Raw genomic sequence first — 25,905 nt, forward strand, 5'->3', positions numbered from 1 at the left:
TTTTGTTTCGAAAACAATTTTAATTCCAAGCTTAACACAAACTTAAGCCACACATAACTTTTTACTAATTTTGGTTTTCGACTTTTGGAAAAACAAAGCCGAATGCTCGAAAAAAAACTAGCCGAAAACAACTTACTATTTATTACCTGGACCATCATTGCCGCCTTTGGGGCATATTTTTGTACATACGCATTCCGTAAACCTTTCGCTGCTGGCATATTCGAGAATCAATATCTGTTTGGAATATCGTATAAATCTGTCTTGATAATTTCGCAAGTAATCGGCTATGTTTTATCTAAATTTATTGGAGTAAAAATAGTTTCAGAACTGAAAGCCTCAAACCGTAAAGGTCTTATCATACTTTTGATTTCTGTAGCACAGCTATCACTTATTGCTTTTGGATTGGTACCGAAGAAATTCGGCTTCATTTTTTTATTTCTAAACGGTTTACCACTGGGCATGGTTTGGGGCATAATCTATAGCTACTTAGAAGGTCGCCGATTCACAGAACTACTCGCCATGGGTCTAAGCCTAAACATGATAGTAACAAGTGGGATATTAAAGACATGCTATAAATTCCTGCAAGGCAAATTTAATATTTCAGAGTTTTGGATGCCTTCTTTTATAGGTTTTATAGCATTTCCTTTATTTTTAGGGTTTGTTTGGATGCTCTCAAAAATCCCACCTCCCACTTCGAGCGACGTTTACCTAAAAACTAGCCGAAAACCCATGAGCAAAAAGCAAAAACGCTTGGTACTCAAAAAATACTTCCCAGGCATAGCTTTCGTAGCTATTTCTTATACCTTTTTAACCGGAATCAGAGACTTTCGCGACAACTTCATTATTGAAATTTGGAATCAAATAAACCCCGAAATTTCATATACTATTTTTGCTAAAACAGAATCTATAGTTGGTTTAGTTGTCATGATTGCCATCGCAAGTTTGGTAATAATAAAAAGTAACAAAAAAGCCTTTCAGCTTTCGTCAGTCTTAATGCTTATTTGTATGGCACTGCTTGGTGTAGTAACCAATAACTTTAAAAACAACCTACTCGACCCTGAACTTTGGATGGTACTTTCCGCAGTGTTTTTCTATTTGCCTTATCTCATTATTCAAATTGCTTTTTTTGATCGAATAATTGCTTACTTACATATAAAAGCCAATGCGGGCTTCTTTGTCTACATCTGTGATTCTATGGGGTATTTGGGTAGCGTGGCCATCATATTGTATAAAGAATTTGCTGCCGCTGAGCTAAACTACCTCGACTATCTCATCACATATGCATTTGTTGTGGCAATTTTAGGTTTTTTGTTTATAGCTCTACAGTTTTTATTTTTTACAAGCAAAGACTCAAAAGTCAAATTTAGCATGGAGTATTAATATTTGCGATTTCTTTGATTCTCCTTATATATATCGGCTTTAAAAATGTCGCCCCGCTGGGGCTTTTGTTACCCTTTCAACATCTCTTCTTTACTATTAATATTTAGCCCCGATGGGGCTATCGTTATTCACTTCTTTTCTATTAATGTTCCGCCCCGCTGGGGCTATCGATAATACTTAGATTTCACTCTTTACTATTAATATTTAGCCCCGATGGGGCTATCGTTATTCACTTCTTTTCTATTAATGTTTCGCCCCGCTGGGGCTTATGAATAATGGTTGATAGACTAATCAAGGCCCATCGGGCCGTAATTTTGGTAACTATGTAAAATAGAAATGGATATATAGCCCCAGCGGGGCGGCACTTCCTTATTTACATTAATCTTTTATATGGTATTCGCAAAAAAATATCGCCCCGACGGGGCTATGATGACTTTGTTTGCATAAGATTATTTACCATAATGTCGCCCCGATAGGGCTTTTGTTTCTATTAATATATCGCCCCGATGGGGCTATCGTTATTCACTTCTTTTCTATTAATATTTAGCCCCGCTGGGGCTTGTGAATAATTATTGGGTAAATAATCAAGGCCCATCGGGCCGTAATTTTGGTAACTATGTAAAATAGAATTGGAAATATAGCCCCAGCGGGGCGGCATTCCCTTTTTTTTTATATTCTTTTTATGAGGTATTAGCAAAAAATGTGGCCTCGATGGGGCTTTTGTTACCCTCTCAACATCTCTTCTTTACTATTAATATTTAGCCCCGATGGGGCTATCGTTATTCACTTCTTTTCTATTAATGTTTCGCCCCGCTGGGGCTTATGAATAATGGTTGATAGACTAATCAAGGCCCATCGGGCCGTAATTTTGGTAACTATGTAAAATAGAAATGGATATATAGCCCCAGCGGGGCGGCACTTCCTTATTTATATATTCTTTTTATGAGGTATTAGCAAAAAAAATGTCGCCCCGAAGGGGCTTTTGTTACCCTCTCAACATCTCTTCTTTACTATTAATATTTAGCCCCGCTGGGGCTTTCGCTACACTCATACCATCTCTTCTTTTCTATTAATATATAATATATCGCCCCGCTAGGGCTTGGAATATTATTTTGAAACCACTCAATACATTACTATTCTTTAGCCCCGATGAGGCTATTTTACTTTTCTAAAATAAATATTGCTTTAAAATCCGGCTGCCTCTATTTTCATTTCTGTATATCCGGCTCCTGAAGTCATGCCTTTACCACCTATACCCGTGCAAATGTGAATCCTTTTTGATACATCATACTCAAAAACTTCGTCTTTGTGTTGACTGTATCTCCCAATCCAGCGGCGAGAAATGGCAGACTTTGGAAAATCTAAAATTCGCTGAGCTTCAACTATCATCAACTCGTCAATGATCTCTTTTGAACCTAAGCCAAGCTTCTCCATTTCATTACAAGAGGCATATTCGTGCGAATCACCAATAATTACGCTGCCATCCGCTTCTTGTTTAAAAAGTATATGAATACCATATTTCTGCAGCAATGCATAATGAGAAAGCTTACTCAATTTCGAAAACGAAGGACACTCCTCAAATGCTTCGTACCTCCTAATAGTTAAGCCCGTAAGGATATTTGATTTTAAGTTATAATTATGCAGCGGCAATGTCTTTAGCATTTGAAGCTGACTAACTACCAAACCACTATTTTGAAACACTTCGGGATACAATAAATTAAACACATAGCCAGAATGTACCCAAACGCGGTCGCCCAAAAACTTTTTGCCGCTTGAGGTTTGCACACCCACCTCTGCCGAGGACTCTTCAATAGCAATAACCGTTTCATTACTTTTGAAAACCAAACCCATTTGAGCCACCATATATGCTTGCAACTTGTGTATCATTTGGCTTGGATCTACACTTGCGTCATCTCTAAAGAAAAGTCCTTCTCTACCATAAGTTGCTTTAAAGTCCGGAAAACGATGAGCTAACTGCTCTTTTGAGAGTAGCTCAGAGGCATATCCGTTTGTATCTTGAATTTGATGCAACTCATGTATAAGTTGACATTCCTCAGCATCAGAAGCGATGTAAACACTACCATTTTGTGTGAATGTAATATCCACTTTTTCCTGAATCTCCCCATAGGTTTCCAAGCTTCGTCTGCCTATATTACACCATTTTTTTCCAAATCCTGATGGCACCACTTGCCCAAAGTTTTGAACAGTAGAGCCCGATGCTTGATTATCTTTTTCTACCAATAAAACTGAAAGCCCTTTTTTTAGAGCATGATAGGCACTAAATGTACCCAAAACACCTCCACCTACTACTATTAAGTCGTATTTCATCAGTTGTTCAAAGATTTTATTTCCGTGATTAATTCTGAAAGATTAGACAAAATACCATCATTTTCGGTGAAACTTAGTTGCTCAAGCGTATGTGTTCCGTTTGATAAGCCATAACTTTTTAAGCAACCCGCATTTATACCAGACAACAAATCAGAAGGAGTATCGCCAATATTTATCACTTTTTTGGGATCTTCTACCCCTAATTGTTTCATAACCTTTTGAATCATATATGGAGCTGGTCGGCCTTTTTCTACCATATCAGAAGTAACCGAACAGTCTATAATGCTTTGTTCACCTGAAACAGACAGATAGTTCTCATCTAAGCCTTTAAGCCATCCTAGTTTTTCTAATATTATATCTGCAACTTTTCTATAAAAACCAGTAGTGAGTCCTATTTTTATGCCTTCTGTATTTAAATATTCAAAAACTTCGAGACAGCCCAAAGTTGGAATTACTGGGCTTTTGTAATAATGTTCTTCCAAAATTTCACAGAACAAGTCATACGATGTAAAAACATTTTCTACATATTCGGGGTGGTCTGAGCCAATTTTTTCATCCCATAAAAGTCTAAAAACTTCGATTTTAGAATATCCCTGCAAAGCCAATATTCGCTCCTCACTTACCGCCAACCTACTATTTTTGCATGCTTCTGCAAAACAGCTTTCTACCTCTTTCCTGTCTGTAACGGTAGTTCCTGCCATATCAAAAACCACCAACTCTATCTTTGCCATACTATCGTTTGTTTTGTAACGCAATGATAAACACACCAAAAAGAAATTCGGCATTTCCCTTGTTAAGAAATGGTTACCAAAAAAGGCTAATTCTTAAAAAGATTTAAAAATTACTTTACATTAAAAAAACATTGGCTTTGCAATAGTTTAAGACTTTTGTGGCGACAAAAAAAAGGGCTAGACTTTTGGCAAAAAGTAATAACAACATGAAGAATAAGACATATAAAACCTTCATTTACAAAAACTTAAAACCATTCTTTAGCTCACCTGGATTTTGAATCTTAAACTACAAACCTCTTTATTATGCAAAGAAAACTATTACTTCAATTTTTAAATACTGCAAAAAAAAGCACGTATTTATTCACTTTTCTTTTTTGCTTTTCGGCAAGCGTTTTCGCTCAAAAAACCATTACAGGAAAAGTAAGCGACATCAAAAACTCGGAGATTCCGGGTGTAAGTATCTTAATAAAAGGTACCTCAAACGGTACTACAACAGATGCTAGCGGAAACTACAAAATCAGTATACCTTCTACCGAAACCGTATTGGTGTTTTCATCTATTGGTTTTACTACGAAAGAAGTAAAAGTAGGCAACCAAAGTATTTTAAACATAAATATGGCAGAAGACGCCAAAGCACTTGACGAGGTAATCGTTACAGCTCTTGGTATCAAAAAAGATTCAAAAAGAATCGGGGTATCCATACAGTCGGTTGACGGATCTGCGGTGATAAAAGCCAGAGAACCAAACGCGATCAATGCATTGGTAGGTAAAGTGGCTGGCTTGACGATAGGTGCTCAACCTGAGCTCTTAAGAAAGCCAAACATCTCACTTAGAGGAAACTCTGACGTGCTATATGTAGTAGACGGTGTACCTGTAAACTCTGACACATGGAACGTAAGCCCTGACGATATCGAGACCTATTCGGTACTTAAAGGGGCTTCGGCATCTGCACTTTATGGTTTTCGAGGAAAAAACGGAGCTATCTTGATTACCACCAAAAGAGGTTCAAAAAACCAAAGGGGATTCCAAGTAGATTTTAACTCTAGCACCATGATGGACAATGGCTTCATAGCCATACCGAAAGTGCAAGACGAATATGGCCCGGGAGACCACGGAAAATATGCGTTCGTAGATGGAAAAGGTGGCGGTCTAAACGACGGCGACTACGACGGTGGATGGGGACCAAAATTTGACGGTCAGCCAATTGCTCAATATGACTCACCGATTGACCCAATTACCGGCCAAAGAATCCCTACGCCATACATAGCAAGAGGAAAAGACAATTTGAAGCGTTTTTTACAACCGGGAATCCTAAGTACCAACAACGTCTCTATCTCGGCTTCGGGCGAAAAATATAACATTCGTCTTTCGGGTTCTAACACCTTTCAAAAAGGATTGGTACCTAACACAAAGTTAGATATCGTGAACTTTAACATGACGACAGATTATAAGTTTTCAGAGAAATTGAAGTTCGCTTCGAGTTTGCAATATAACCGCCAAATGTCTCCGAACTTCCCAGACATCAACTACGGTCCAAACTCCATAATCTATAACATGATATTTTGGGGTGCAGCTGACTGGAGTGTAGACGATATGAAAAACTACTGGCAGCCAGGCAAAGAGGGTATCCAACAGATATATGCAGAATACCAAAGATATAACAACCCGTATTTTATGAGTTACGAATGGCTTAGAAGTCATAACAAAACTGATATAATTGGCCAAGCATCTATGAACTATCAGATTGCCCCTTCATTAGATGTAACGCTTCGTAGCCAAGTGACTACTTGGGACTTAAAAAGAACCGAAAAACTTCCTTACTCGGCGGGTGCATATGGCAGAGACGAACGCCGAGGTGACTACAGAGAAGACTCAAGAAGTTTATTTGAAAACAACACAGACATCCTTTTCAAGTTTGATAAAGACATAGTTTCGGGTTTAAATGCTAAAATATGGGCCGGTGGAAACATACGTACCTTTAATTATACGTCACAGTTTGGTACTACAGATTACCTAAACGTGCCGGGACTTTATAACTTTAATAACTCAGCCAATCCAGTAAAAATAGCCAATTTTAACTCAGACATGCGTGTTAACTCGGCGTATTATTCGGCTGACTTTTCTTTAAAAAACTACGTAACGCTTTCTACCACAGGGCGTATGGATAAACTTTCTACACTTCCTCAAGGAAACAATACGTTCTTTTACCCATCTGTGGCAGTTGCTACTTCTTTGACTGACTACATTAATTTACCTGAGTTTATCAGTTATGCCAAAGTTCGTGGATCGTATGCAAACGTGAAAGACGGTTTAACTCAGTCGTCTATTGGAGCTACGCCAGTTTCGTCTTATCCATTGGGCTATGGCGACCAATATTACTCGCCTTACGACGGACCTTCTTACCAAAACTCAGCGGTATATTCTATTTTGACTACCTATAACAATGAACCTTCGGCTGTATTTACAAATGCACTTAACAATCCAAACCTTAAACCAAGTTCTACTTCACAAACGGAAGTGGGTATTGATTTAAAATTCTTGAAAAACAGATTGTCATTTGACGCCACGTATTTTATTTCAAACGAAGGACCAAAAATATTCCAATTGCCTATCTCGAGTATGTCGGGATACACTTCGGCTTTGGTTAATGGAATCAAAACGCGTAAAAACGGTGTAGAACTATCACTTTCGGGCTCGCCAATCCAACATGCCGGTGGTTTTAACTGGGACATAGTAGCAAACTGGTCTACCTACAAAGAAATCTTAACAGAGATATATCCAGGAGTAGATAACCTAAATACATTCTTAAAAGTGGGCGACAGAGTAGATAAGTTTTACGGAAGAGCATTTGTAAGAACTCCGGACGGTCAAATCATAAATGATGCTTCTGGAAGACCGATTTACGCTCCAGTAAACCAATACTTAGGAAACATGAACCCCGATTTTGTATTCGGAATAAATAACAAATTGAACTACAAAAACATCAGTTTAAGCTTCCAGTTTGATGGGCGTATCGGTGGTGTAATATCTAACTATGTTCAAAAACAAACATTTAGAGGCGGTAGAAATATTGCAACTGTAGAAGGCGAAATGGGTGTGGCTCGTTATCAAGACTATTTAGGTGTAAAATCTTACGTAGGCGAAGGCGTACAAGTAGCAAATGGTGCGGTTATTAACTTTGATTTAGACGGAAAAGTAACCAACTACAACGAGCTTACTTATACACCAAATACCACAAAACAATACCTACAAGACTGGGTAAGCCGCTACTACAACTCAGACGAAGGAAACCTAATGAGCCGTTCGTTTGGCATGCTTCGCGAAGTGGTGATTGGGTATAACATTCCTACAAGTTTATTCGGAGGTAAAATCCAAAATGCTTCGGTATCATTAGTTGGTAGAAACCTATTGTATTTTGCTGAGAAAAAAGATATCGACCTTAACCAATACATTGGCGGTGGTTCTTCGAGCGTGCAAACCCCTTCTACCAGAAGATACGGTATCAACTTAAACTTTACATTCTAAAAAACTGAAAGTAGCACCAGCTATAAGTAAGCAATACATTAACATTAAAGTAGATATGAAAAACAAAATAATATTATTAGGACTAGTACTGATAGCTTCCCTTAGTGGATGCGAAAAATCTTTCTCTGACTTGGAGCAAGACCCTAACAGACCGGTATCGGCACCTGCATCGCTGGTTTTGAAACAAATACAATTTGAGATGTATAACAACACTGGAAGGCCGTTTAGCGACGAGATGATCTGGAACCAGTTTTACTGCTCAAACTATAACTACTACGGCACCAATGAATACGATTGGACCGAAATGCCCAATCATTTTTTAACCCTAAAAAATGTAGTTAAAATGGAAGCAGAAGCCAAAAGAGCAGGAGCAAAAGACATAAACCCTTACGCTGCTTTAGGTAAATTCTACAAGGCATTTTATTATGACCAAATGAGCAAAAGAGTGGGTGATTTACCATTGACGGAGGCTCTGAAAGGAACCGAAAACTTTACGCCGGCCTATGATAGCCAAAAAAATATCTATGTACAGATACTAAACTGGCTAGACGACTCAAACAGCGATTTAACCAAACTTATAGCAGCTGGAGAAAACACGGTAGCTGGAGATATATATTTTGGAGGAGACCTAAAAAAATGGCAAAAAGTGGTCAACGCATTCCAGTTGAGAATCTTGACCACTTTAAGTGAAAAAGTAAGCGATACAGACCTAAATGTAAAAGGCCGTTTTGCCCAAATAATTTCGAATCCAGCTAAATATCCATTACCAACTGCAAACAGCGAAAGCTTACAGTTTATATGCAACAATGTAAACAAATACCCTTCTAACCCAGATAACTTTGGTTTTGATGCTACACGTCAAAACATGTCTAAAGCATACATAGAAAGACTAACTGAACGCAAAGACCCGAGAGTATTTGTAACGGCAGAGCCAGCGGGTGCGAGTTTGAAGGCAGGCAAGTTACCAAGCGATTTCACGGCATATATAGGAGCTAGCTCAGGCGAAGACCTTGCCGACATGTCGTTTAAAGCGGGGGTTGACAATGGTACATTTGCTCCAGGTCAATATTCGTTTCAAAGCCGTAGCAGATATTACACCAACTACATCGGTGAGAGTGTATTTTTGGTAGGATACCCTGAGCTTTGCTTTAACATAGCCGAAGGCGTACACAGAGGCTGGGCAACAGGAAATGCAGACGAATGGTACAAAAAAGGAGTTAAAGCTTCGCTTGATTTTTATGGAATCAAAGAAGGTTCAAACACCTTCACCTATTCAAAAAACGGAGGAAGAAACGCATCTGATTTTCAGACTTTTAGCTACACATTTAGCTTAAACGACTATTTAGCACAGGCAAATGTTAAATATACAGCAGACTCAAAAGGTTTAGAGCAAATCATCACGCAGAAATACTTGGCGTTTTTTATGAACTCAGGTATGGAAGCTTACTTTAACTGGAGACGTACAGGCTTCCCTACTTTTTATGCAGGCGTGGGCACGGGTAACTCGGGCCGAATCGCCACCAGATGGCAATATCCGCTAACCGAAAGAACCACCAATGCCGTAAACTACAAAAAAGCCATTGACAATCAGTTTGGCGGCAAAGATTCAATTTTAGACAAGCCATGGATTTTAAAATAAACCTTAAAACCACAACTTATTAAATCGGGGTATATGGCCCCGATTTTTCTTTTTCAAATAAATAAAAATGGTAAAAGTAGACATTCTATCCGAGATAAGAGAGTTATTTATTTCGCAGGGAAACGAGGCATATTTTGGAGAAGAAGTAAGTCAGTTTCAGCATGCTGCTCAGGCTTTAGTTTTGGCCAAAAACCAAGGCGAAGACTTAGAAATGCAGACGGCGGCTTTTTTACATGACATTGGCCACCTTTTGACAGACCCAACTAAACAAAACAGCACAAAATATGGACGAAAAGACCACGAATGGGCGGCTTCTGAGTGGCTTAGAAAAAGGAAATTTTCGGAGCGAATAATAAAATCCGTAGAAAACCACGTAGCAGCAAAAAAATACCTGTGCTTTAAAGAGCCCGACTATTTTCATGAACTTTCGGATGCTAGTAAAGCCACTCTGCTATTTCAGGGGGGAGTTATGACGGAAAGCGAGGCAGAGGCTTTTGAAAAAAAGATGTATTTTAGAGAAATGATTGCCCTCAGAAAATGGGACGACCAAGCCAAAGAAGTGGATTTTGAGACCCCCACATTAGACGAATGTCTGGACATTATAGAAAAATATTTTATACAGAAATCATGAAAAAACTAATAATCTTAACCGTACTATTGGGCTCATTGAACACCTCAGCTCAAAAAGTAGAAAACATAATAATAGTAACCACAGATGGCCTTCGATGGCAAGAAGTGTTTGGAGGAGTTGATAGCAGTTTGCTTCACAATGCAAAATACACCCAAAACCCAGAAGGCCTCTACAAAAAATTTGGAAACGAAAACCCAAAAGTCAGCAGAGAAATGTTATTGCCATTTTTTTGGTCAAAAGTAGCATCTGAAGGCAGCATATTTGGCAATAGAAATTTCGGAGCAAACGCCAACATCAAAAACCAGTATGGGTTTTCATATCCTGGATATAACGAAATACTAACCGGATACCCCGACGACACCGTAGACTCAAACGATAAAAAATACAATAAAAACTTAACCGTTTTGGAGTATTTAAACCAAAAACCAGCTTTTAAAGGCAAAATAGCGGCTTTCGGCACTTGGGATGTTTTTCCGTATATCATTAATGACCAAAGAAGCCAAATACCTGTAAATGCAGGTCAAATGCCTCAAAAAGCTCCTTTAAACGAAACGCAGGCATTGCTAAACGATATACTCAAAATGGTGCCAAGCCACGCCAGTGACCGCAACGACTTCGTGACTTATTTTATGGCCAGAGAATACCTCAAAAAAGAACAGCCCAAAGTCCTTTACATTGCATTTGACGAAACCGACGAGTTTGCTCATGAAGGCAACTACGGGCAGTACCTACATGCCGCACATAATTTTGATACATTTTTAAAAGACCTTTGGGATTATGTGGAGTCAAATCCAAAATATAAAGGTAAAACAGCATTGGTGCTCAGCACTGACCACGGCAGAGGCGACGTAAACAAAGACCAATGGACCAGCCATGGACAAAAAGTACCCGATTGTAACCAGATTTGGATGGCATACATGGGACCAAACCTCAAAAACCTGGGCGAGATAAAAACAGAAACACAAGTATACCAAAATCAGATAGCAGCCACTGTAGCGAAAATTTTAGGCGAAAACTTTAAACCAAAAACCGAAACAGGCTTGCCTATCGTACAAATATTCAAATAAACCCCTATTCTATTTTAAGTTCGATCATAGCCGGCATTTTGCCGGCTATTTGTGTTTTCAAGGATATACTAAGTATTTTAACCTACTTTAAATTAGTACTTCTACTTCTTTCTATTCAAATAAAAATAAGTATCAAATAAAAAATGTGAAGTGTTAATCATAAAGTATTTGCAATTATATCACATGAAATAAATAAAATCTTTTTCACCTAGGCCACAAGTTTTACTAATAAAACGTATCTAACCTGTAAACGCGATAAAAGATACAATTATGAAAGATTTCAAAAACAAACGATCAACTATCACTTACTTGGGACTTATTGCTACTGCTTTGACAATGGTTTCTTGCTCTACCTCTGAAGACGCAAGCCCAGAAACTGAAGTAAGTACATCTTCTACGATTACAGAAGTTGTAAAAAGTAACTACAAAAGCATGGTAACGGTGTCAACTAGTGGCACAAGTATAACACTAAAATCACAAGGAATTCCTGACCACAAAACCGCATATTGGGGAGTAGGAAATTCACTTTACGAAGCACAGGTAAACGGCCAAACGGTAACACCTGGGAGCCTAACCACCCAAAATTTTGTAATGACCTTAACTACTAACCCTTCCGAAGCAAGCACCAAAGAAGCCACTTCACTAGGACCAATAGGAATGGCACTAAATGGCGTAGCCATTTACAATGACCGTGAAGGTGGAAACGTAGCCGTAGATGCTGGCACACTTACTACTTTTGACTTAGGCGGTGGCCACAGCGGACCAGGAGGATTATATCACTACCACTTTGATGGTAAATACACGTCTTATGACGACGCCAAACTAATCGGATTTTTAAGAGACGGTTTTCCTATTTATGGTAGAAAAGACAAGGACGGCACATACCCTTCTAACTTAGACTCAAATGGCGGTCACGTGGCAGCAACGGCAGATTTCCCTAGCGGAATTTACCACTATCATTCATCTAAAACGAGCTATTTGAATTCAGCTTTTTATGTTTTAAAATCAGGCAGTTATCATGGAACCAAAGGCACGTTTACATTTTAATAAATTAGGGGTATTTCTGATACCCCTAATGTTTTTTGCATGTAATAATACTCCGAAAAAAGAATCAAAAAAATCAATGGAGCAGGTTTCACTTTTGGTAGATACTAGCATGATACCCAATGACACGGTTTTGGTTTCAAATAAAAACTTGGTATTAGACAATGGCGTTTATTTTTTAAATAAAGTGGCGTTTACGGGTTATATCAAAGAATTACACGAAAATTCGTCGAAAATAAAAAGCGTAGGTGCTTACCTGAATGGAAAACAAGAAGGCGAAACCATAACCTATTTCTTAGACGGTTCGCTAAGAGATAACCGCAGCTACAAAGAAGGAAGAGCATACGGAAGACACATAGGCAATTGGGAAAATGGAAACCCAAAATTTGATTTTGTATATATCAACGACAAAAGAGAAGGCCTACAAAAACAGTGGTATGAAAGCGGAGCGAGATATGCGTTTTTGACATTTAAAGATGACACCGAAGATGGCATGCAAAAAGCATGGCGAGAAAACGGCAAACCGTATATCAACTACGAAGCCAAAAATGGTTTTAGATATGGATTACAAAAAGCGGCTTTATGCTACACGCTACGAGACGGAAAATTAAAAACAGAACAAAAATGAGGGGACTATTTCATATCATACTAAGTATTGTTTTTTTGGTTTCTTGCACAGAAAAAACAACCGAAGTCAGAAAACTCCCTTACTATAACACCTCCGATTTCACCCCGGTTTGGGAGCTGCCTAAAGACACGGCTTTTCACAGTATAAGACCATTTAGTCTGGTAGACCAAAAAGGAGAAGAATTTACCGAAGCAAACTTGGAAGGAAAAATATGTGTCGTAGATTTTTTCTTTACTACTTGCCCCGGCATTTGTCCCAAAATGACAAATAATATGGCAATCCTACAGAAAGAATTCTTGGAGGACGACAATATTTTATTGCTTTCGCATTCGGTCACTCCTGAGCGAGACAGCATTTCTGTTTTAAAAAAATACGCCATAGCAAAAGGAGTAGATTATAATAAATGGAAGCTATTGACAGGAAAAAAAGACGAGATTTATGACCTTGGCCGCAAATACTATTTTGTAGAAGAAGACCTAGGCGAGAATAAAGACGTCTCTATTTTTCTTCACACCGAAAACTTCGTTTTGATAGACAAAAACAGAATAATCCGCGGCATCTACAATGGCCTCGACCCAAACAGCATAACAGCCTTAACCGCTGATATTAAAGAACTTGAAAAGGAATAAAACCAAGAACATTTAAATTTAAAAGCTTTATTAATTTTATTGACTTAGGCACATTATTTGTCAAACATTTAATGTGCCTTTTTTCGTAAAAAAACAGGCTATTTTTTTATTCTAAATAAACCTTAACGCGTTTATTGAATCAAAGGTCAAAATATTCGAATGTCATGAATCTAAAAAAACTAATCTTGGTTGTTTTTCCTTTTGTACTATTAGCTTGTGCCAAAAGTGATTCACCAATTCCGAATGAGAATAATTCTGCATTTTACTTCCCTTCTATTGATGGTTCTAAATGGGAAACAACCTCACCAACATCGCTTAAATGGAAAGAAACCGAAATAGTTGCTCTCAAAACATATCTTAGGCAAAAAAACACCAAGTCTTTCATGATTTTGGTAAATGGCCGCATAGTGATGGAGGAATATTTTGATGGGCATACTGCCTCAGATACTTGGCAGTGGAACAGTGCTGGTAAAACCCTCGTGGCCACAACCACCGGCATAGCCCAGCAAGAAAAGCTACTCAACATAAATACTAAAGTATCCCAATATTTGGGAGAAGGCTGGACAAGCGAAACGCTCGAAAAAGAAAACCTAATTACGCCCAAGCACTTGCTCACCATGACCTCAGGAATAAACGACGAAAGCGACTTGATCATAAAACGTAACCTCACCTACTTAGCTGACGCAGGCAAGCGATGGTCATATCACAATGTTTTTCAGCGACTTATGGACGTAGTGGCCGCAGCCAGCAAACAAGACTTTGAAGCTTATTTCAATTCAAAACTGAAAGAAAAAATTGGCATGGAGGGCTTTTGGAATAACGGCCTGATTTTTAAAATATACCACAGCAACACCCGCAGCATGGCCCGCTTTGGCCTTTTGGCCCTCAACAAAGGAAAATGGCAAAACGAACAAATCATTAACGAGGCCTATTTCACGGAAAGCACAAACACTTCGCAAAACATTAATCCTTCGTATGGGTATTTGTGGTGGCTCAACGGAAAAACCAGCTATATGATACCCGGGGCACAGACGGTATTTCAAGGTCAATTGATACCCAATGCCCCCAAAGACATGTATGCCGCCATGGGAGCCGAGGACCAACGCCTCTATGTGGTTCCGAGTAAAAACATGGTGATAGTCAGAATGGGAAACTCATCTGACCCTAAAAACCCGAGTTTCGCCGTTTCAGGATTTGACAATGAACTCTGGGCTAAAATAAATGCGGTTATTCAATAGTCTAAAACTGAGAAAGACCTGAAAATCAGCATTTGACCTAATTTAATCCTCAAAAACATCATTTGAAAAAATATCGGGAGATAACCTTTATTATTTAACAGAAAAATATTTAAGTTTACCTGATTGAAAAAAACATAAACCATCTAACACAATCCAATACCATGAGCTTTTTATTCCCTTTTTTCCCAATCGTGTTAATACTAATTTATCTCTCGCTTATATTTGGTGTATTTTATTTGATATATAAATGGGTAAACAGATTCATTTCGCTCAAGGAAGAACAGAACGATTTATTAAGAGAAATAATAAAAAAAATGAACTCAAATTCTTAATAAAACTTAATTCCTAAACACATGACAACTTTACTTTGGGCTTTGCTAAACACCGCTTTTTGGTTTTATTTTATTTACCTTTTGATTGGTTTCATCTTTATTAAAAGCAAGGTTTTTCCACAGAAATTTAAAACTTTATCCAAAAGTGTATTTGCTATTGGCTTTGTAGGAATACTCATAAGTGCCACCTCAAAAGAAAGAGAATCAAATACGCTTCATTCTCCTTCATCAGAAAAGTTAATTAAACTAAATATCAAAAAAGGAGCTTCCTTGTCTATAAACGGCGTGATAGAGCTAGCTCAAAAAGACAATAAATGGACGGTAAAAAATGAAAAAACTTGGCTGACAGGAATGGTAATGGGCTTTCACTTAAAAAACAACACCGTTTTAATAAAAGACTCTACGTATACTTACCAAAGAGGACTTGTGTGGAAGTTTTTAAACATTCCCATTTTCACTGAGAAAATTATACAAACTGGCAGTTTGGAGTAACACTGATAGTGCTATCATAAAATGAATTTCAATCTATTCTTTTTCTCATAAAAAAAAGGCTTACCCTCGCGGATAAGCCTTTTATTTTTTTTGTTTAAAACTTAAGTTATTTCAAACTACTCAAAAACTCTACTACGTCTCTAATCTCTCTTTTTGACAGTAAACTACCCATTGGAGGCATACTAGACGGCATATTGTCTCTTTTTGCAATTCTAGTTTTCTGTATTTTAGTCGGCTCAGCATCCGAAGTCGTGATGATAATCTCATCGTTGGTTTCTCCGGCAAGAGTACCGTAAATCTCCTGTCCGTCTTTGAGCGTGATGTTCACTTGACCAAAACCAGGGGCTATTCTACCACTTGGATTTACCAAAGCCTCCAATAGACTTTCTCTGTCTAAACTGCCGCCAATGTGTTGCAGCGAAGGCCCTACATTTCCGCCCGTTCCGGGTCCGATAGCATGGCACCTCACGCACTGAGCGGTAGAGTTTGTATTGAAAATCTTACGTCCTTCCCAGGCGTTTCCGCCAAACAGAGCCGCAGAAAACTCTTCTTTCCAATCCCCAGATTTTTGATTTTCTTTAAACTTATTTATCAAAGTTTCAGACTTACTGTTATTAATTGTTTCTGACAAGTCTAAAAGCACTTCTTTGTCTAATTTACCCGCATTTGACATATCAATAATGCTCGAAAGAACTTTCTCCGTTTTCTGAATCGGCAATGCCGAAAGAATATTGATCAGCCTTTGTTTTTCTCTGATACTGCCTTTTGCAAATATTGGCTTTACTACTTCTTCTAATCCGTTTTCGTCCAAATCTAAACGATTTAAAGAACCGATTGCAGCCGTTCTAACATCGCCTTTTACGTCTTGCATTCCTACTTTTACGATATCCGCTATTTGGGGATAATTAAGGTTAGCCAAGGCTTCCAGTGTAGCTATTCTCACTTTTTCGTCGGCAGATGTTCTGAAAATTTTCGCTAGGTCTTCATTAAAGTCTGAGATTTGAAGGTTGTTTAACAAACCACTCACGGCTATCAGGGTTGCTCCATTTTTTTCTTTCAAAAACTCAGGTATAGAAGCCATAACTGCACCCTTTACCACCTGAGGATCACGCGAAACCGCTCCTCTAAATCTGCCATCTACCCGATCTAAAACCGAAGGCTCAGACCAAGTAGCCAAAGTAGCGATGGCCTCAGCACGCATATCGTCCGAAATATTGTTGTTTTGAGCATATTTCACCAGCATTTGCATGGTTTCGTTTGTACCCACTCGCAATGCCGCATTAATGGCTCTTCTTACCAAAGGCTCACTTTTAAACTTCTCTTGCTTTAGCATATTGGCCAAAGCTGGCAAAGCCTCTGGAATAGAAGTATCGTCATTTATTCCTCTAGCGGCTTCGGTGGCGATATACTCGTCTGAATCATTTAAAAACTGTGCAATAGCCGGATTCTTGGTTCTTCTCAACACCAAAACCGCTGCCGTACGCAAAGCAATACTTGGGCTATTTTTAAGATTTATAGCCGCCTCATCTGCTCCAAAACGCGACAAAGCCAATACACCCGCATGACGCAAATACACATCTTGGTCGTTGTTTACTTCTATCATTTTAATTATATCTGCCGTAGCGGCTGTGTACTTTAGTCTACCCAAAGCCTCCGCTGCAAAAAACTTCACGCGGTCGTTTGCATTAGTAAGTAAGGGCACAAGGTCAGCAGCTGCCGCCTGATATTTAACATCGCCTATTAGTTTAGCAGCCTGAGCAATAATTTCAGCATCTTTGTCTTTCAAAAAAGTCGTAAATACCCCGCCCAATGCATTGTTTTCTCTGGCCAACTGGGCCATTCCCCACATGGCGTGAATTCTAGCAAATTGGTTATTTGAGTTTTGAGCAACCGATTTCAAAATATCAAAACCCTTCACTCCCCTATCTACAAGTTCAAACTGAGCTTTTTGTCTAATTCTCATATCGGCATTCGCCAACAGTTCTTCCAACATTTTCTCTGTCAAAAGTGGGTACTTCATCTGCATGAGCCTTTGCGTTTCCACCCTTTCTGCTTCTAAATCATTTTTATCAGCCGAAACGTCTATTTTCCAAACTCTACCGTAGTTTTTAGTATCCCAACCGTTAATCCAGTCTGCCGCATAAAGAGCACCGTCTGGACCAAACTTAATACCTGTAGGCAAAATGCCACTCACCACGTCGGTTTCGCCGTCGAGGTCAAAAGACGCCCCTTTTGGTTTTAGGCCAAATGACCAAATGTGAGATTTTGAAGGATTACCCACAAACTCTACCAAGAAAAACTTATTCAACCAGTCTTTGCCCAAAGCCGTGCCGGGGTTAAACTGCATACCTGTAGGCCCATTGTGATAGTTCATAATCGGCGGAATAATATACGCCGCTTGACCTTCCCATCTAGGTTTAAACAGTTTTTCGTCCATCCAAACCTTATATTTGTTATTCTTAGGATCGGTATATTTTCCATACTGCCAGTTGGCTCTCCAACCCGCGTCTGAACCTTCCACTATATGTACCAAACGCTCGCTTTCGCCCGGGTGATCGCCGTCATTGTCTGACGAAATAATGTTTCCGTAGGCATCAAACACAAACTCGTGGGTGTTTCTTAGTCCTGAAGCAAACACCTCAAAATTAGACCCATCCGGATTGGAGCGTACAATAACGCCTTCGTTTGGATACTCATGTTTTTTGCCGGTTTGGTCTACCAAGTTGGCTCCAATATCCCCGATTCCCCAATAAATCCTACCGTCAGGTCCTTCTATGGCACCGCTCATGCCGTGGCCACCAAAACCGATGTGAACCGCATAACCATGCGATATTGACTTCTTTTTGTCCCAAATACCATCTTTGTTGGTGTCAGTCAATCGCCACATGTCAGGTCCTACACCTATGAATGCATCTTTTTCTCTTACCAAAAGTGCACCCGCTACGTCGGTTATTTCTTCGTTGAATCCTTTAAATACGCGTTTTGACACATCCGCGATGCCGTCTTTGTTGGTGTCTTCTATTTTCCACACTTCCTCTTCTTCTACGGCTAAGTCTTTCCAGTCGTGCGAGCCATCGCCGTTTAGGTCTTCTAGCCACGCGTTTTCCTCGCTTTTTTCTGGAGCAAAAGTCTCCTTCAAAAACTTACGACGCTCTTCTACACTTTGTAAAGAAATAGAAGCCGTCATCCAATTTTGATGCCCTCTGATATCAAATTCTGAATGTTTTTGTCTGTTTGTTCGGGTCAAATAAACGGCACCGGCATCGTCAATAGACATAGCGATGGGGTCAGGAGCAAGCGAATCTGTGGCCCAAAGGGTGATTTCTAAACCGTCGGCAATTTTGATGGGTGTTTTGGTCCTAATTTCTTTGACACGTTCGGCCAAACCTTGCTGGATTTCTGAAACTAGAAGGGCCGGCGACTGCTTGGTTTTCTGAATACAAGAGAGTATTCCTACACATACCAACGCACCCAAACCTAGCCTTTTTGTAAAGGGAGTGATCATGTTTTTTATGTTTATCGGTTGAATTTTCTGTTCTAATCCCAAAAATATCAAAATTTAAAGAATATAAGCGTCTAATTGACATTAATTTAGGATAGTTTTTTGTGCAAATATTTGCAATTTTAGGCTTTACTTAAAAAATGTAGATAAAGGCTAAATGTATGCCTCCTGACTTTTAGAGCTTTTTTTTAGTTAAAATCAAAACCATTTTCTCCGAATATCTGTAATATTGTGAAATCAACAGTCTAATAACAATTAAAAAACAGAGAAGCTACTTGAGCTTTTTAAAACATACCAATTACGAACATGAAAGCTATTTTTATAAACAAATTGTTCTTTTTGCTAGCACTTTCGGCAAGTATTATCTCGTGCAAACCAACTGCCGAAAGCATTGTGGAAGAAACCATTACGGCTCATGGAGGGCAGAAATACGAGCAATGCGACATAGAATTTGACTTTAGAGATATGCACTACCGCATACAAAAAAATGGAGGCGACTACACCTACACCCGCACGCAGAAAGACAGCACCGGAAATGTAATAATGGATGTGGTGAACAATGCTGGTTTTGAGCGATTAATAAACAACGAGAAAACCACAGTGGCAGACACCATGGCGGCCAAATATATGAATTCTGTGAACTCAGTGGCGTATTTTTTCTTACTTCCAAAACCGCTGCAAGACCCGGCGGTAAATAAAACCCTACTGGGCGAAAGCACCATAAAAGGCCAAACTTACCATAAAATAAAAGTAACGTTTAGCAAAGAGAATGGAGGAAAAGACTTCAATGACGAGTTTTTGTATTGGATAAACAAAGAAACCAAGTTTGTGGACTATTTGGCTTATTCGTATGAAACAAATGGCGGCGGAGTTAGATTTAGAGAAGCATTTAATCCACAAACACAAAACGGAATCCGCTACGTAGACTACAGAAACTACGGCTACGAAGACCTAAAAACACCGATAGAAGACCTAGACAAAGACTTTGAGTCAGGCAAAATGCCCCTAAAGTCAGAGATAGTTAACCAGAATGTGGTGGTGAAGTAAGTTTGTCTTTGACCAATTTTGGAGAGAGATGATAACGAAATGAGTATAATCCAAAGGTATTCTTTCATATGTTTTGTTAGGAGAACTACAATGCTAAATAGATTTTCTTTAGTCTAGACTAGTTTAGTTTTTTTTCAAAAAAAAGTTGATCTGCCAAAACAATATTTTAAAAGTTGTTTTCTGGACAAAATCTATGATTAATGTAGAAATCCTGAAAATCGCGTTGATATTAGGGAAAAGTTTAGGAGCGAAAGCACCTTAAAAAACTTGAAAATAATTTTGATTTAACTTACCTTTGATAGTATCATATGATACTATCAAATATTTTCAAATGAAACCTCCTTACGAAATTTCAAATACAATTCTGAGCTTAGTAGCAGCAATTTCCGAAAAAATTGGAGAGGTAAATGCGGCCCATTTATACAAACCACCTACCGAACTCCGAAAAAAAAACAGAATAAAGACCATTCAGTCTTCACTAGAAATTGAGGGAAATACACTTTCAGAATCTCAAATCACAGATTTACTAAATAACAAAAGGATTATAGCTTCGCTAAAAGATATAATTGAGGTAAAAAATGCGATAGCGGTATATTCAGAACTAGAAAAACTAAATGTATTAAAAGTTAAATCCCTGTTAGAGGCTCATCGCATATTGATGAAAGACCTTATAAAGGATGCCGGAAAACTAAGGGACAAGGCCGTGGGAATAGTAAAAGGAGATAAAATTACCCATATGGCTCCTCCCGCCCACTTGGTTCCTACCCTTTTAGAAGATTTGTTTCAATACCTAAAAAACGACGAAGACCTACTGCTCATAAAGAGTTGCGTGTTTCATTATGAATTTGAGTTTATTCATCCTTTTTCGGATGGAAATGGTAGAATGGGAAGGCTCTGGCAAACTTTGATACTAAAAAAACATGCTCCTGTTTTTGAATTCTTACCCATAGAAAGTTTAATAAAAGAAAGACAAACGCAGTATTATGGAGCTCTTTCAAAGTCAGACAGCATAGGAAAATCAACGCCGTTTATAGAATTTATGCTTGAGGTTATCAAAGATGCACTTGAAGATTTACTACAAAACCAAAACATAAGCTTTACAAACATAGAAAGAATTGAAACCTTTAAGTTGAATATTGGAACGGCTACATTTTCACGACAAGACTATTTACGTGTGTTTAAAAATATTTCTGCTCCAACTGCCAGCCGAGACCTCAAGGAAGCGGTAGACAACGGAATACTTATCAAAAGTGGTGACAAAAGAAATACTACCTATTCGTTTAAATGACACTTTCTCTTCTTTTTAAAAAAAACACAAAACTAAAATAAAACTATGTTTATACTAGATCTACTTTGGGGCAAAAAAAGCATAATTCATGACGGCTATTTTGGAAAAATGACGAGCAATCGCTCTAAACAAAAGGACTTAAACAAGGAAGTTACGTGGTATTGTGAAAAACAAATTCACCCATTTAATACAGCTACTTTTATTATTTTAGAAGGAAACTATTGCGAGCCAAACCCGACGCAAAAACAAACTTTCTATGACTTTTTCGAAGGCTTTAACGCTACACATTCAATCCAAATAGATGCATTGATAGCCAAAGATGAGAGATTTAATCCTATAAAAAACTGGAGGTCTACGTATTTTCTTAGCCAAATAACACCAATAATTAACACCAAAAATCAATTTGAAATTTGCTTTGAACATAATGACACGAAGAACAATCTCGGCTTTTTTAGCTTCCAATTACATGACAAATCCATTCTGAATTTAAGTTTATAAAATCCTCCTTTGCAGATACTTATTCCACGATTTATACTAAATTTGAATTCACTTTAACACCTTGGCAAAAAGCAAAAAAAGTTTTAGCCAATAAAAATAAACCTATGAAAAATAAAACTTTGGCAGCCCTATGCCTTGGAATCGCCTTTTTGGGCTGTTCCAAATCTTCCCAAAACAAAAAAACAGACTACCCTTGGTGGAAAGAAACGGTTATTTATCAGATCTATCCGAGAAGTTTTAAAGATACAAACGGTGACGGAATAGGTGACCTAAAAGGTATCATCGAAAAACTCGATTACATCAAAGACTTGGGTGTGGGTGCGGTTTGGCTTAATCCAGTCTATAGCTCACCAAATGCCGACAACGGATATGACGTAAGCGACTATAAAAACATAATGACAGATTTTGGCAGTATGGATGATTTTGATTTACTGCTTTCTGAAATGCACAAAAGAAACCTCAAACTTATAATGGATATCGTGGTAAACCACAGCAGCGACGAGCATGAGTGGTTTAAGAATTCCCGAAGTTCGAGAAACAACCCCTACCGTGAATATTACCATTGGTGGCCAGCAGAAAAAGGAAAACCAAACTACAGATATAGCTTATTTGACGTTAAAGGCGATGCATGGAAATACGACTCACTTACCAATGCCTATTATTTACATTATTTTTCTGAAAAACAACCCGACCTTAACTGGAACAACCCTAAACTGAGAAAAGAAGTTAATGACATTATGATTTTTTGGGCTAAAAAAGGTGTGGATGGTTTTAGACTAGATGCATTTCAGTTTGCGGCAAAAGACCCAAATTTCCCCAAATTTCCGGATGGATACGAGAAAAATTTCATCCAATATTACGCCATGCAAAACGGCTTGCATGGCTACTTAAAAGAAATGAATTCAGAGGTTTTTACACCATTTAACACCATGAGTGTTTCAGAAGGTGCTGGCCGAAATTTTGTCGATGCACATGAATTGGTAGATGAAGACCGAAATGAATTAAATATGGCATACGCGTTTGAAGGTGTGGATATTGCAAAATACGAAGGCTACAAATTGACTGACCTAAAAAAGGTATTTTCCAAATGGGACAGTGCCTTTGCTGAAAAAGGATGGCTTTCTGTGTTTTTGGCAAATCACGACCAAGCACGCATGCTGAGTAGATTTGGAAACGATAGTCCTGACTTTAGAAACCCTTCTGCCAAAATGCTCCAAACCTTTATCTTGAGTATGAGAGGTACGCCGTATTGTTATTATGGAGATGAACTGGGCATGAGTAATTTGAATTTCAATAAAATAGAACAATACCAAGATATTCAAGCCAAAAACTCTTATGCAAAGGCACTTTCTGAAGGGCAAGACATGGGGTATTTTATGAAAAAACTAAGTTTTGAGTCAAGAGATAATGGTCGCTCACCTATGCAGTGGACCTCAGAACACGAAGCAGGTTTTACCACAGCAAAACCCTGGTTACCAGTGAACCCAAACTTCAAAACGGTCAATGTAAGCTCAGAGGAAAAGGATGCCGCATCAAATTTGAATTATTTCAAAAAAATGGTTAACCTTAGAAAAGAAAACCCGATTTTGATTCACGGCAAATACGAACTATTGTTAAAAGACCATCCTAATATATATGCATATACACGTACTTTAGGAAAAGAAAAAATACTGGTTTTGCTTAATTTTTCTAAAGAAAAAAGTAGCGTTCATATAAAAGAAATGAGCCAACAGCCTGATATTTGGATTAATAACTACCAAAGCTTAGAGTCTAAAAATCAAACAGTTAGCTTATTACCTTACCAAGCATGCATAATGAAATTATAAATAACTCAATTTTGTATTTTAAATTTACGAGAGGCATTCAGTCTCTCGTTTTTTTTTTAAGCAAACATCTTTCACAACAAAGGAAAAACCGTGGACCGCTTCACTTCGTTGAGCACAAATGTGCTTTTGATTTGAGCCACGTTTGGTAATGCCGCCAACTTACCTGACGAAAATTGGTGGTAGGCGTTGAGGTCTTCTACGGCTACTTTTAGTAAAAAATCATTGGCTCCGCCCATCAAGTAACACTCCATCACCTCCGGAATATTCTCAACTGCGGCACTAAATTTTTCAATCTCTTCCAGCTTTTGGCTATCCAAAGAAACCGAACAAAAAACCACCATCGGTGTCTTGATAGATTCCTTGTTTAAAACCGCCACATATTTCTCAATAACGCCCTCTTTTTCAAACCGCTTTATCCGTTCATAAATTGGCGTTTTGGTTAATTTTAACTTTGCCGAAATCTCTTTAACGTTCAGCTTAGAATCTGCCTGAAGAATTTCGAGAAGCTGCTTATCTATCGAATCTAATTTTACCATAGGAAAATTTCCTTTTTTGAGTTATTTCACCCTAAACATAAAACACTATTTCCTAAAACAAATACACATTCAGGAATAATTAACGATTTAAATACAAAATAAATAGTATTTTCCTAAAGTAAGTACTTTTGTAGTAACATCAACATTCACTTTAAATATACCAATCATGAAAGACAATATGCATCCCGAAAGCCTTATTATGAGCCACGGATACCAATCCGCTTTGTCAGAAGGAGCAGTAAAACTCCCTTTGTTTTTAACGTCCACGTTCGTGTTTCAAAATGCCGAAGAAGGCAAAGCTTTTTTTGAGATAGCGTATGGCTTACGCAAGAAAGAAGACAACGAGCAACTTGGACTAATTTATAGCCGAATAAACAACCCAAACCTAGAGGTTTTGGAAAACAGGCTGTGCCTTTGGGACAAAGCCGACGACTGTGCGGTTTTTGAGAGTGGCATGTCTGCTATCAGCACCGTGCTGTTGGAGTTTCTAAAACCCGGCGACATGCTGCTTTATAGCTCGCCTACCTATGGTGGCACCGATCATTTTATCCATCATTTTTTGAATACCATCGGCGTTGACTGCGTATGTTTTACAGCAAATGACTCCAAAGAAGACATCATAAACCGGATTAACGAAACACAAAAGGCAGACAAGCTGAGCTTTATATATTTAGAAACACCTGCAAATCCGACCAACGACCTGATAGACATAGAAATGTGTAGGAAAATAGCCAACCACTTTGGCACCGAAACAAAAAAAGTAATCGTTGGCGTTGACAATACCTACATGGGGCCGCTTTGGTGCAGTCCCTTAGCCCACGGAGCAGACATCGTGATGTATTCTGCTACCAAATACATAGGCGGCCACTCTGACCTAATAGCGGGTGCGGTACTCGGCAATGCTGAAAACATAAAACGTGTAAAAACCTTGCGTACGTTTTTAGGCAATATGGCAAGCCCACATACGTGTTGGCTCCTGTTGAGAAGCTTGGAAACTCTTAAAATACGTATGGAACAGCAAGCTCGAAATGCGGCCGACGTAGCCAAGTTTTTAAGTGCTCAGCCTAAAGTCAAAAAAGTACTTTACTTGGGAAATATCCGCGATAATCATGCTTCTTATGCTTTATTTAAAAGGCAGTACAGCTCGCCGGGAGCTATGATATCTTTTGAAGTAGAAGGAGGCGAAAAAGAGGCATTTAAGTTTTTGAATAACTTAAAACTGATAAAGTTAGCGGTGAGTTTGGGCAGCACTGAAAGTTTAGTGCAGCACCCTGCCACAATGACGCACGCAGGAGTAGATCCGCAAACTAAAAAAGAAATGGGCATATCGGAGAGTTTGGTGAGGCTGTCAGCAGGTGTAGAAAACAGCGAAGATCTAATTTGGGATATCAATCAGGCACTTGAAGCCGCCTATAAGGTTTCGTAAAAGTATTAGGCTCTTTGGCTTGTTTGGTAAAGGCAAGCTGAAGAGCTGATTTACAATAAAAAGTGCAATAAAATACACTAAAATTAGATTTAATTAAAATATTGTTTATTTTTACATA

Annotated in this window: 19 protein-coding genes; 15 read left to right on the top strand and 4 right to left on the bottom strand. The window is 38.5% G+C overall.

Annotation, left to right across the window (positions count from 1 at the left end; translation table 11 throughout):
- The first annotated feature begins 102 nt into the window (after window positions 1-102).
- Entirely contained in the window at window positions 103-1,380 is a 1,278-nt protein-coding gene (locus ACFOOI_RS09880) for a DUF5690 family protein (protein ID WP_379837536.1), read from the top strand.
- A 1,185-nt stretch (window positions 1,381-2,565) separates the two neighbouring features.
- Here the strand turns inward: ACFOOI_RS09880 and ACFOOI_RS09885 are convergent.
- Both ACFOOI_RS09885 and ACFOOI_RS09890 read right to left on the bottom strand, forming a co-directional pair.
- Window positions 2,566-3,708: a TIGR03364 family FAD-dependent oxidoreductase gene (locus ACFOOI_RS09885; protein WP_379837538.1), complete on the bottom strand. Its 1,143-nt coding sequence runs from the start codon at window positions 3,706-3,708 to the stop codon at window positions 2,566-2,568.
- On the bottom strand, window positions 3,708-4,439 hold the full coding sequence (locus ACFOOI_RS09890; RefSeq protein WP_379837540.1) for an HAD hydrolase-like protein: 732 nt from the start codon (window positions 4,437-4,439) through the stop codon (window positions 3,708-3,710). The genes ACFOOI_RS09885 and ACFOOI_RS09890 overlap by 1 nt, the downstream gene beginning before the upstream one ends.
- A 303-nt stretch (window positions 4,440-4,742) precedes the next feature.
- Between ACFOOI_RS09890 and ACFOOI_RS09895 the strand changes: the two genes are divergently transcribed.
- The 9 genes from ACFOOI_RS09895 (at window position 4,743) to ACFOOI_RS09935 (ending at window position 15,664) form a co-directional block, all read left to right on the top strand.
- Window positions 4,743-7,964, top strand: coding sequence for a SusC/RagA family TonB-linked outer membrane protein (locus ACFOOI_RS09895; protein ID WP_379837542.1), 3,222 nt, complete (start codon window positions 4,743-4,745; stop codon window positions 7,962-7,964).
- Window positions 7,965-8,019: 55 nt separating this feature from the next.
- Window positions 8,020-9,603 carry a SusD/RagB family nutrient-binding outer membrane lipoprotein gene (locus ACFOOI_RS09900; protein WP_379837544.1) on the top strand — a complete coding sequence of 528 codons (1,584 nt, stop codon included), beginning with the start codon at window positions 8,020-8,022 and terminating at the stop codon, window positions 9,601-9,603.
- Between the two features lie 67 nt (window positions 9,604-9,670).
- The gene (locus ACFOOI_RS09905; protein ID WP_379837546.1) at window positions 9,671-10,234 is read left to right on the top strand and encodes an HD domain-containing protein; all 564 of its coding nucleotides are present in this window, start codon (window positions 9,671-9,673) and stop codon (window positions 10,232-10,234) included.
- On the top strand, window positions 10,231-11,301 hold the full coding sequence (locus tag ACFOOI_RS09910; RefSeq protein ID WP_379837548.1) for an alkaline phosphatase family protein: 1,071 nt from the start codon (window positions 10,231-10,233) through the stop codon (window positions 11,299-11,301). The genes ACFOOI_RS09905 and ACFOOI_RS09910 overlap by 4 nt, the downstream gene beginning before the upstream one ends.
- A 270-nt stretch (window positions 11,302-11,571) precedes the next feature.
- Window positions 11,572-12,348 carry a YHYH protein gene (locus tag ACFOOI_RS09915; protein WP_379837550.1) on the top strand — a complete coding sequence of 259 codons (777 nt, stop codon included), beginning with the start codon at window positions 11,572-11,574 and terminating at the stop codon, window positions 12,346-12,348.
- 76 nt (window positions 12,349-12,424) lie between these two features.
- Window positions 12,425-12,973, top strand: a complete 549-nt coding sequence (locus ACFOOI_RS09920; protein ID WP_379837552.1) for a toxin-antitoxin system YwqK family antitoxin — start codon at window positions 12,425-12,427, stop codon at window positions 12,971-12,973.
- Entirely contained in the window at window positions 12,970-13,602 is a 633-nt protein-coding gene (locus tag ACFOOI_RS09925) for an SCO family protein (protein WP_379837554.1), read from the top strand. Before ACFOOI_RS09920 ends, ACFOOI_RS09925 begins: the two co-directional genes overlap by 4 nt.
- Window positions 13,603-13,766: 164 nt before the next feature.
- Window positions 13,767-14,840: a serine hydrolase domain-containing protein gene (locus tag ACFOOI_RS09930; protein ID WP_379837556.1), complete on the top strand. Its 1,074-nt coding sequence runs from the start codon at window positions 13,767-13,769 to the stop codon at window positions 14,838-14,840.
- 353 nt (window positions 14,841-15,193) lie between these two features.
- Window positions 15,194-15,664, top strand: coding sequence for a hypothetical protein (locus ACFOOI_RS09935; protein WP_379837558.1), 471 nt, complete (start codon window positions 15,194-15,196; stop codon window positions 15,662-15,664).
- A gap of 106 nt (window positions 15,665-15,770) precedes the next feature.
- Here ACFOOI_RS09935 and ACFOOI_RS09940 read toward each other — a convergent pair whose 3' ends face one another.
- The gene (locus tag ACFOOI_RS09940; RefSeq protein WP_379837560.1) at window positions 15,771-19,169 is read right to left on the bottom strand and encodes a DUF7133 domain-containing protein; all 3,399 of its coding nucleotides are present in this window, start codon (window positions 19,167-19,169) and stop codon (window positions 15,771-15,773) included.
- Window positions 19,170-19,472: 303 nt separating this feature from the next.
- Here ACFOOI_RS09940 and ACFOOI_RS09945 point away from each other — a divergent pair, with 303 nt between their 5' ends.
- The 4 genes from ACFOOI_RS09945 (at window position 19,473) to ACFOOI_RS09960 (ending at window position 23,825) form a co-directional block, all read left to right on the top strand.
- Window positions 19,473-20,213, top strand: coding sequence for a DUF6503 family protein (locus ACFOOI_RS09945; RefSeq protein WP_379837562.1), 741 nt, complete (start codon window positions 19,473-19,475; stop codon window positions 20,211-20,213).
- 331 nt (window positions 20,214-20,544) lie between these two features.
- Complete coding sequence (locus ACFOOI_RS09950) at window positions 20,545-21,501, top strand: Fic family protein (protein ID WP_379837564.1); 957 nt, start codon at window positions 20,545-20,547, stop codon at window positions 21,499-21,501.
- Window positions 21,502-21,546: 45 nt separating this feature from the next.
- Complete coding sequence (locus tag ACFOOI_RS09955; RefSeq protein WP_379837566.1) at window positions 21,547-21,999, top strand: hypothetical protein; 453 nt, start codon at window positions 21,547-21,549, stop codon at window positions 21,997-21,999.
- 104 nt (window positions 22,000-22,103) lie between these two features.
- Window positions 22,104-23,825 (top strand): glycoside hydrolase family 13 protein, encoded by a 1,722-nt coding sequence (locus ACFOOI_RS09960; protein WP_379837568.1) that lies wholly within the window; start codon window positions 22,104-22,106, stop codon window positions 23,823-23,825.
- Window positions 23,826-23,896: 71 nt separating this feature from the next.
- Here ACFOOI_RS09960 and ACFOOI_RS09965 read toward each other — a convergent pair whose 3' ends face one another.
- The gene (locus ACFOOI_RS09965) at window positions 23,897-24,361 is read right to left on the bottom strand and encodes an Lrp/AsnC family transcriptional regulator (RefSeq protein ID WP_379837570.1); all 465 of its coding nucleotides are present in this window, start codon (window positions 24,359-24,361) and stop codon (window positions 23,897-23,899) included.
- Window positions 24,362-24,527: 166 nt separating this feature from the next.
- Between ACFOOI_RS09965 and ACFOOI_RS09970 the strand changes: the two genes are divergently transcribed.
- Entirely contained in the window at window positions 24,528-25,787 is a 1,260-nt protein-coding gene (locus ACFOOI_RS09970; RefSeq protein ID WP_379837572.1) for a cystathionine gamma-synthase family protein, read from the top strand.
- Window positions 25,788-25,905 lie beyond the last annotated feature (118 nt).

It is taken from the genome of Lacihabitans lacunae (assembly GCF_042649125.1).
Classification (GTDB): Bacteria; Bacteroidota; Bacteroidia; order Cytophagales; family Spirosomataceae; genus Leadbetterella; species Leadbetterella lacunae.

Coding starts and splice junctions, on each gene's coding strand:
- ACFOOI_RS09880 (WP_379837536.1), top strand. CDS start 103: ATGCTCGAAAAAAAACTAGCCGAAAACAACTTACTATTTATTACCTGG.
- ACFOOI_RS09885 (WP_379837538.1), bottom strand. CDS start 3,708: ATGAAATACGACTTAATAGTAGTAGGTGGAGGTGTTTTGGGTACATTT.
- ACFOOI_RS09890 (WP_379837540.1), bottom strand. CDS start 4,439: ATGGCAAAGATAGAGTTGGTGGTTTTTGATATGGCAGGAACTACCGTT.
- ACFOOI_RS09895 (WP_379837542.1), top strand. CDS start 4,743: ATGCAAAGAAAACTATTACTTCAATTTTTAAATACTGCAAAAAAAAGC.
- ACFOOI_RS09900 (WP_379837544.1), top strand. CDS start 8,020: ATGAAAAACAAAATAATATTATTAGGACTAGTACTGATAGCTTCCCTT.
- ACFOOI_RS09905 (WP_379837546.1), top strand. CDS start 9,671: ATGGTAAAAGTAGACATTCTATCCGAGATAAGAGAGTTATTTATTTCG.
- ACFOOI_RS09910 (WP_379837548.1), top strand. CDS start 10,231: ATGAAAAAACTAATAATCTTAACCGTACTATTGGGCTCATTGAACACC.
- ACFOOI_RS09915 (WP_379837550.1), top strand. CDS start 11,572: ATGAAAGATTTCAAAAACAAACGATCAACTATCACTTACTTGGGACTT.
- ACFOOI_RS09920 (WP_379837552.1), top strand. CDS start 12,425: ATGGAGCAGGTTTCACTTTTGGTAGATACTAGCATGATACCCAATGAC.
- ACFOOI_RS09925 (WP_379837554.1), top strand. CDS start 12,970: ATGAGGGGACTATTTCATATCATACTAAGTATTGTTTTTTTGGTTTCT.
- ACFOOI_RS09930 (WP_379837556.1), top strand. CDS start 13,767: ATGAATCTAAAAAAACTAATCTTGGTTGTTTTTCCTTTTGTACTATTA.
- ACFOOI_RS09935 (WP_379837558.1), top strand. CDS start 15,194: ATGACAACTTTACTTTGGGCTTTGCTAAACACCGCTTTTTGGTTTTAT.
- ACFOOI_RS09940 (WP_379837560.1), bottom strand. CDS start 19,169: ATGATCACTCCCTTTACAAAAAGGCTAGGTTTGGGTGCGTTGGTATGT.
- ACFOOI_RS09945 (WP_379837562.1), top strand. CDS start 19,473: ATGAAAGCTATTTTTATAAACAAATTGTTCTTTTTGCTAGCACTTTCG.
- ACFOOI_RS09950 (WP_379837564.1), top strand. CDS start 20,545: ATGAAACCTCCTTACGAAATTTCAAATACAATTCTGAGCTTAGTAGCA.
- ACFOOI_RS09955 (WP_379837566.1), top strand. CDS start 21,547: ATGTTTATACTAGATCTACTTTGGGGCAAAAAAAGCATAATTCATGAC.
- ACFOOI_RS09960 (WP_379837568.1), top strand. CDS start 22,104: ATGAAAAATAAAACTTTGGCAGCCCTATGCCTTGGAATCGCCTTTTTG.
- ACFOOI_RS09965 (WP_379837570.1), bottom strand. CDS start 24,361: ATGGTAAAATTAGATTCGATAGATAAGCAGCTTCTCGAAATTCTTCAG.
- ACFOOI_RS09970 (WP_379837572.1), top strand. CDS start 24,528: ATGAAAGACAATATGCATCCCGAAAGCCTTATTATGAGCCACGGATAC.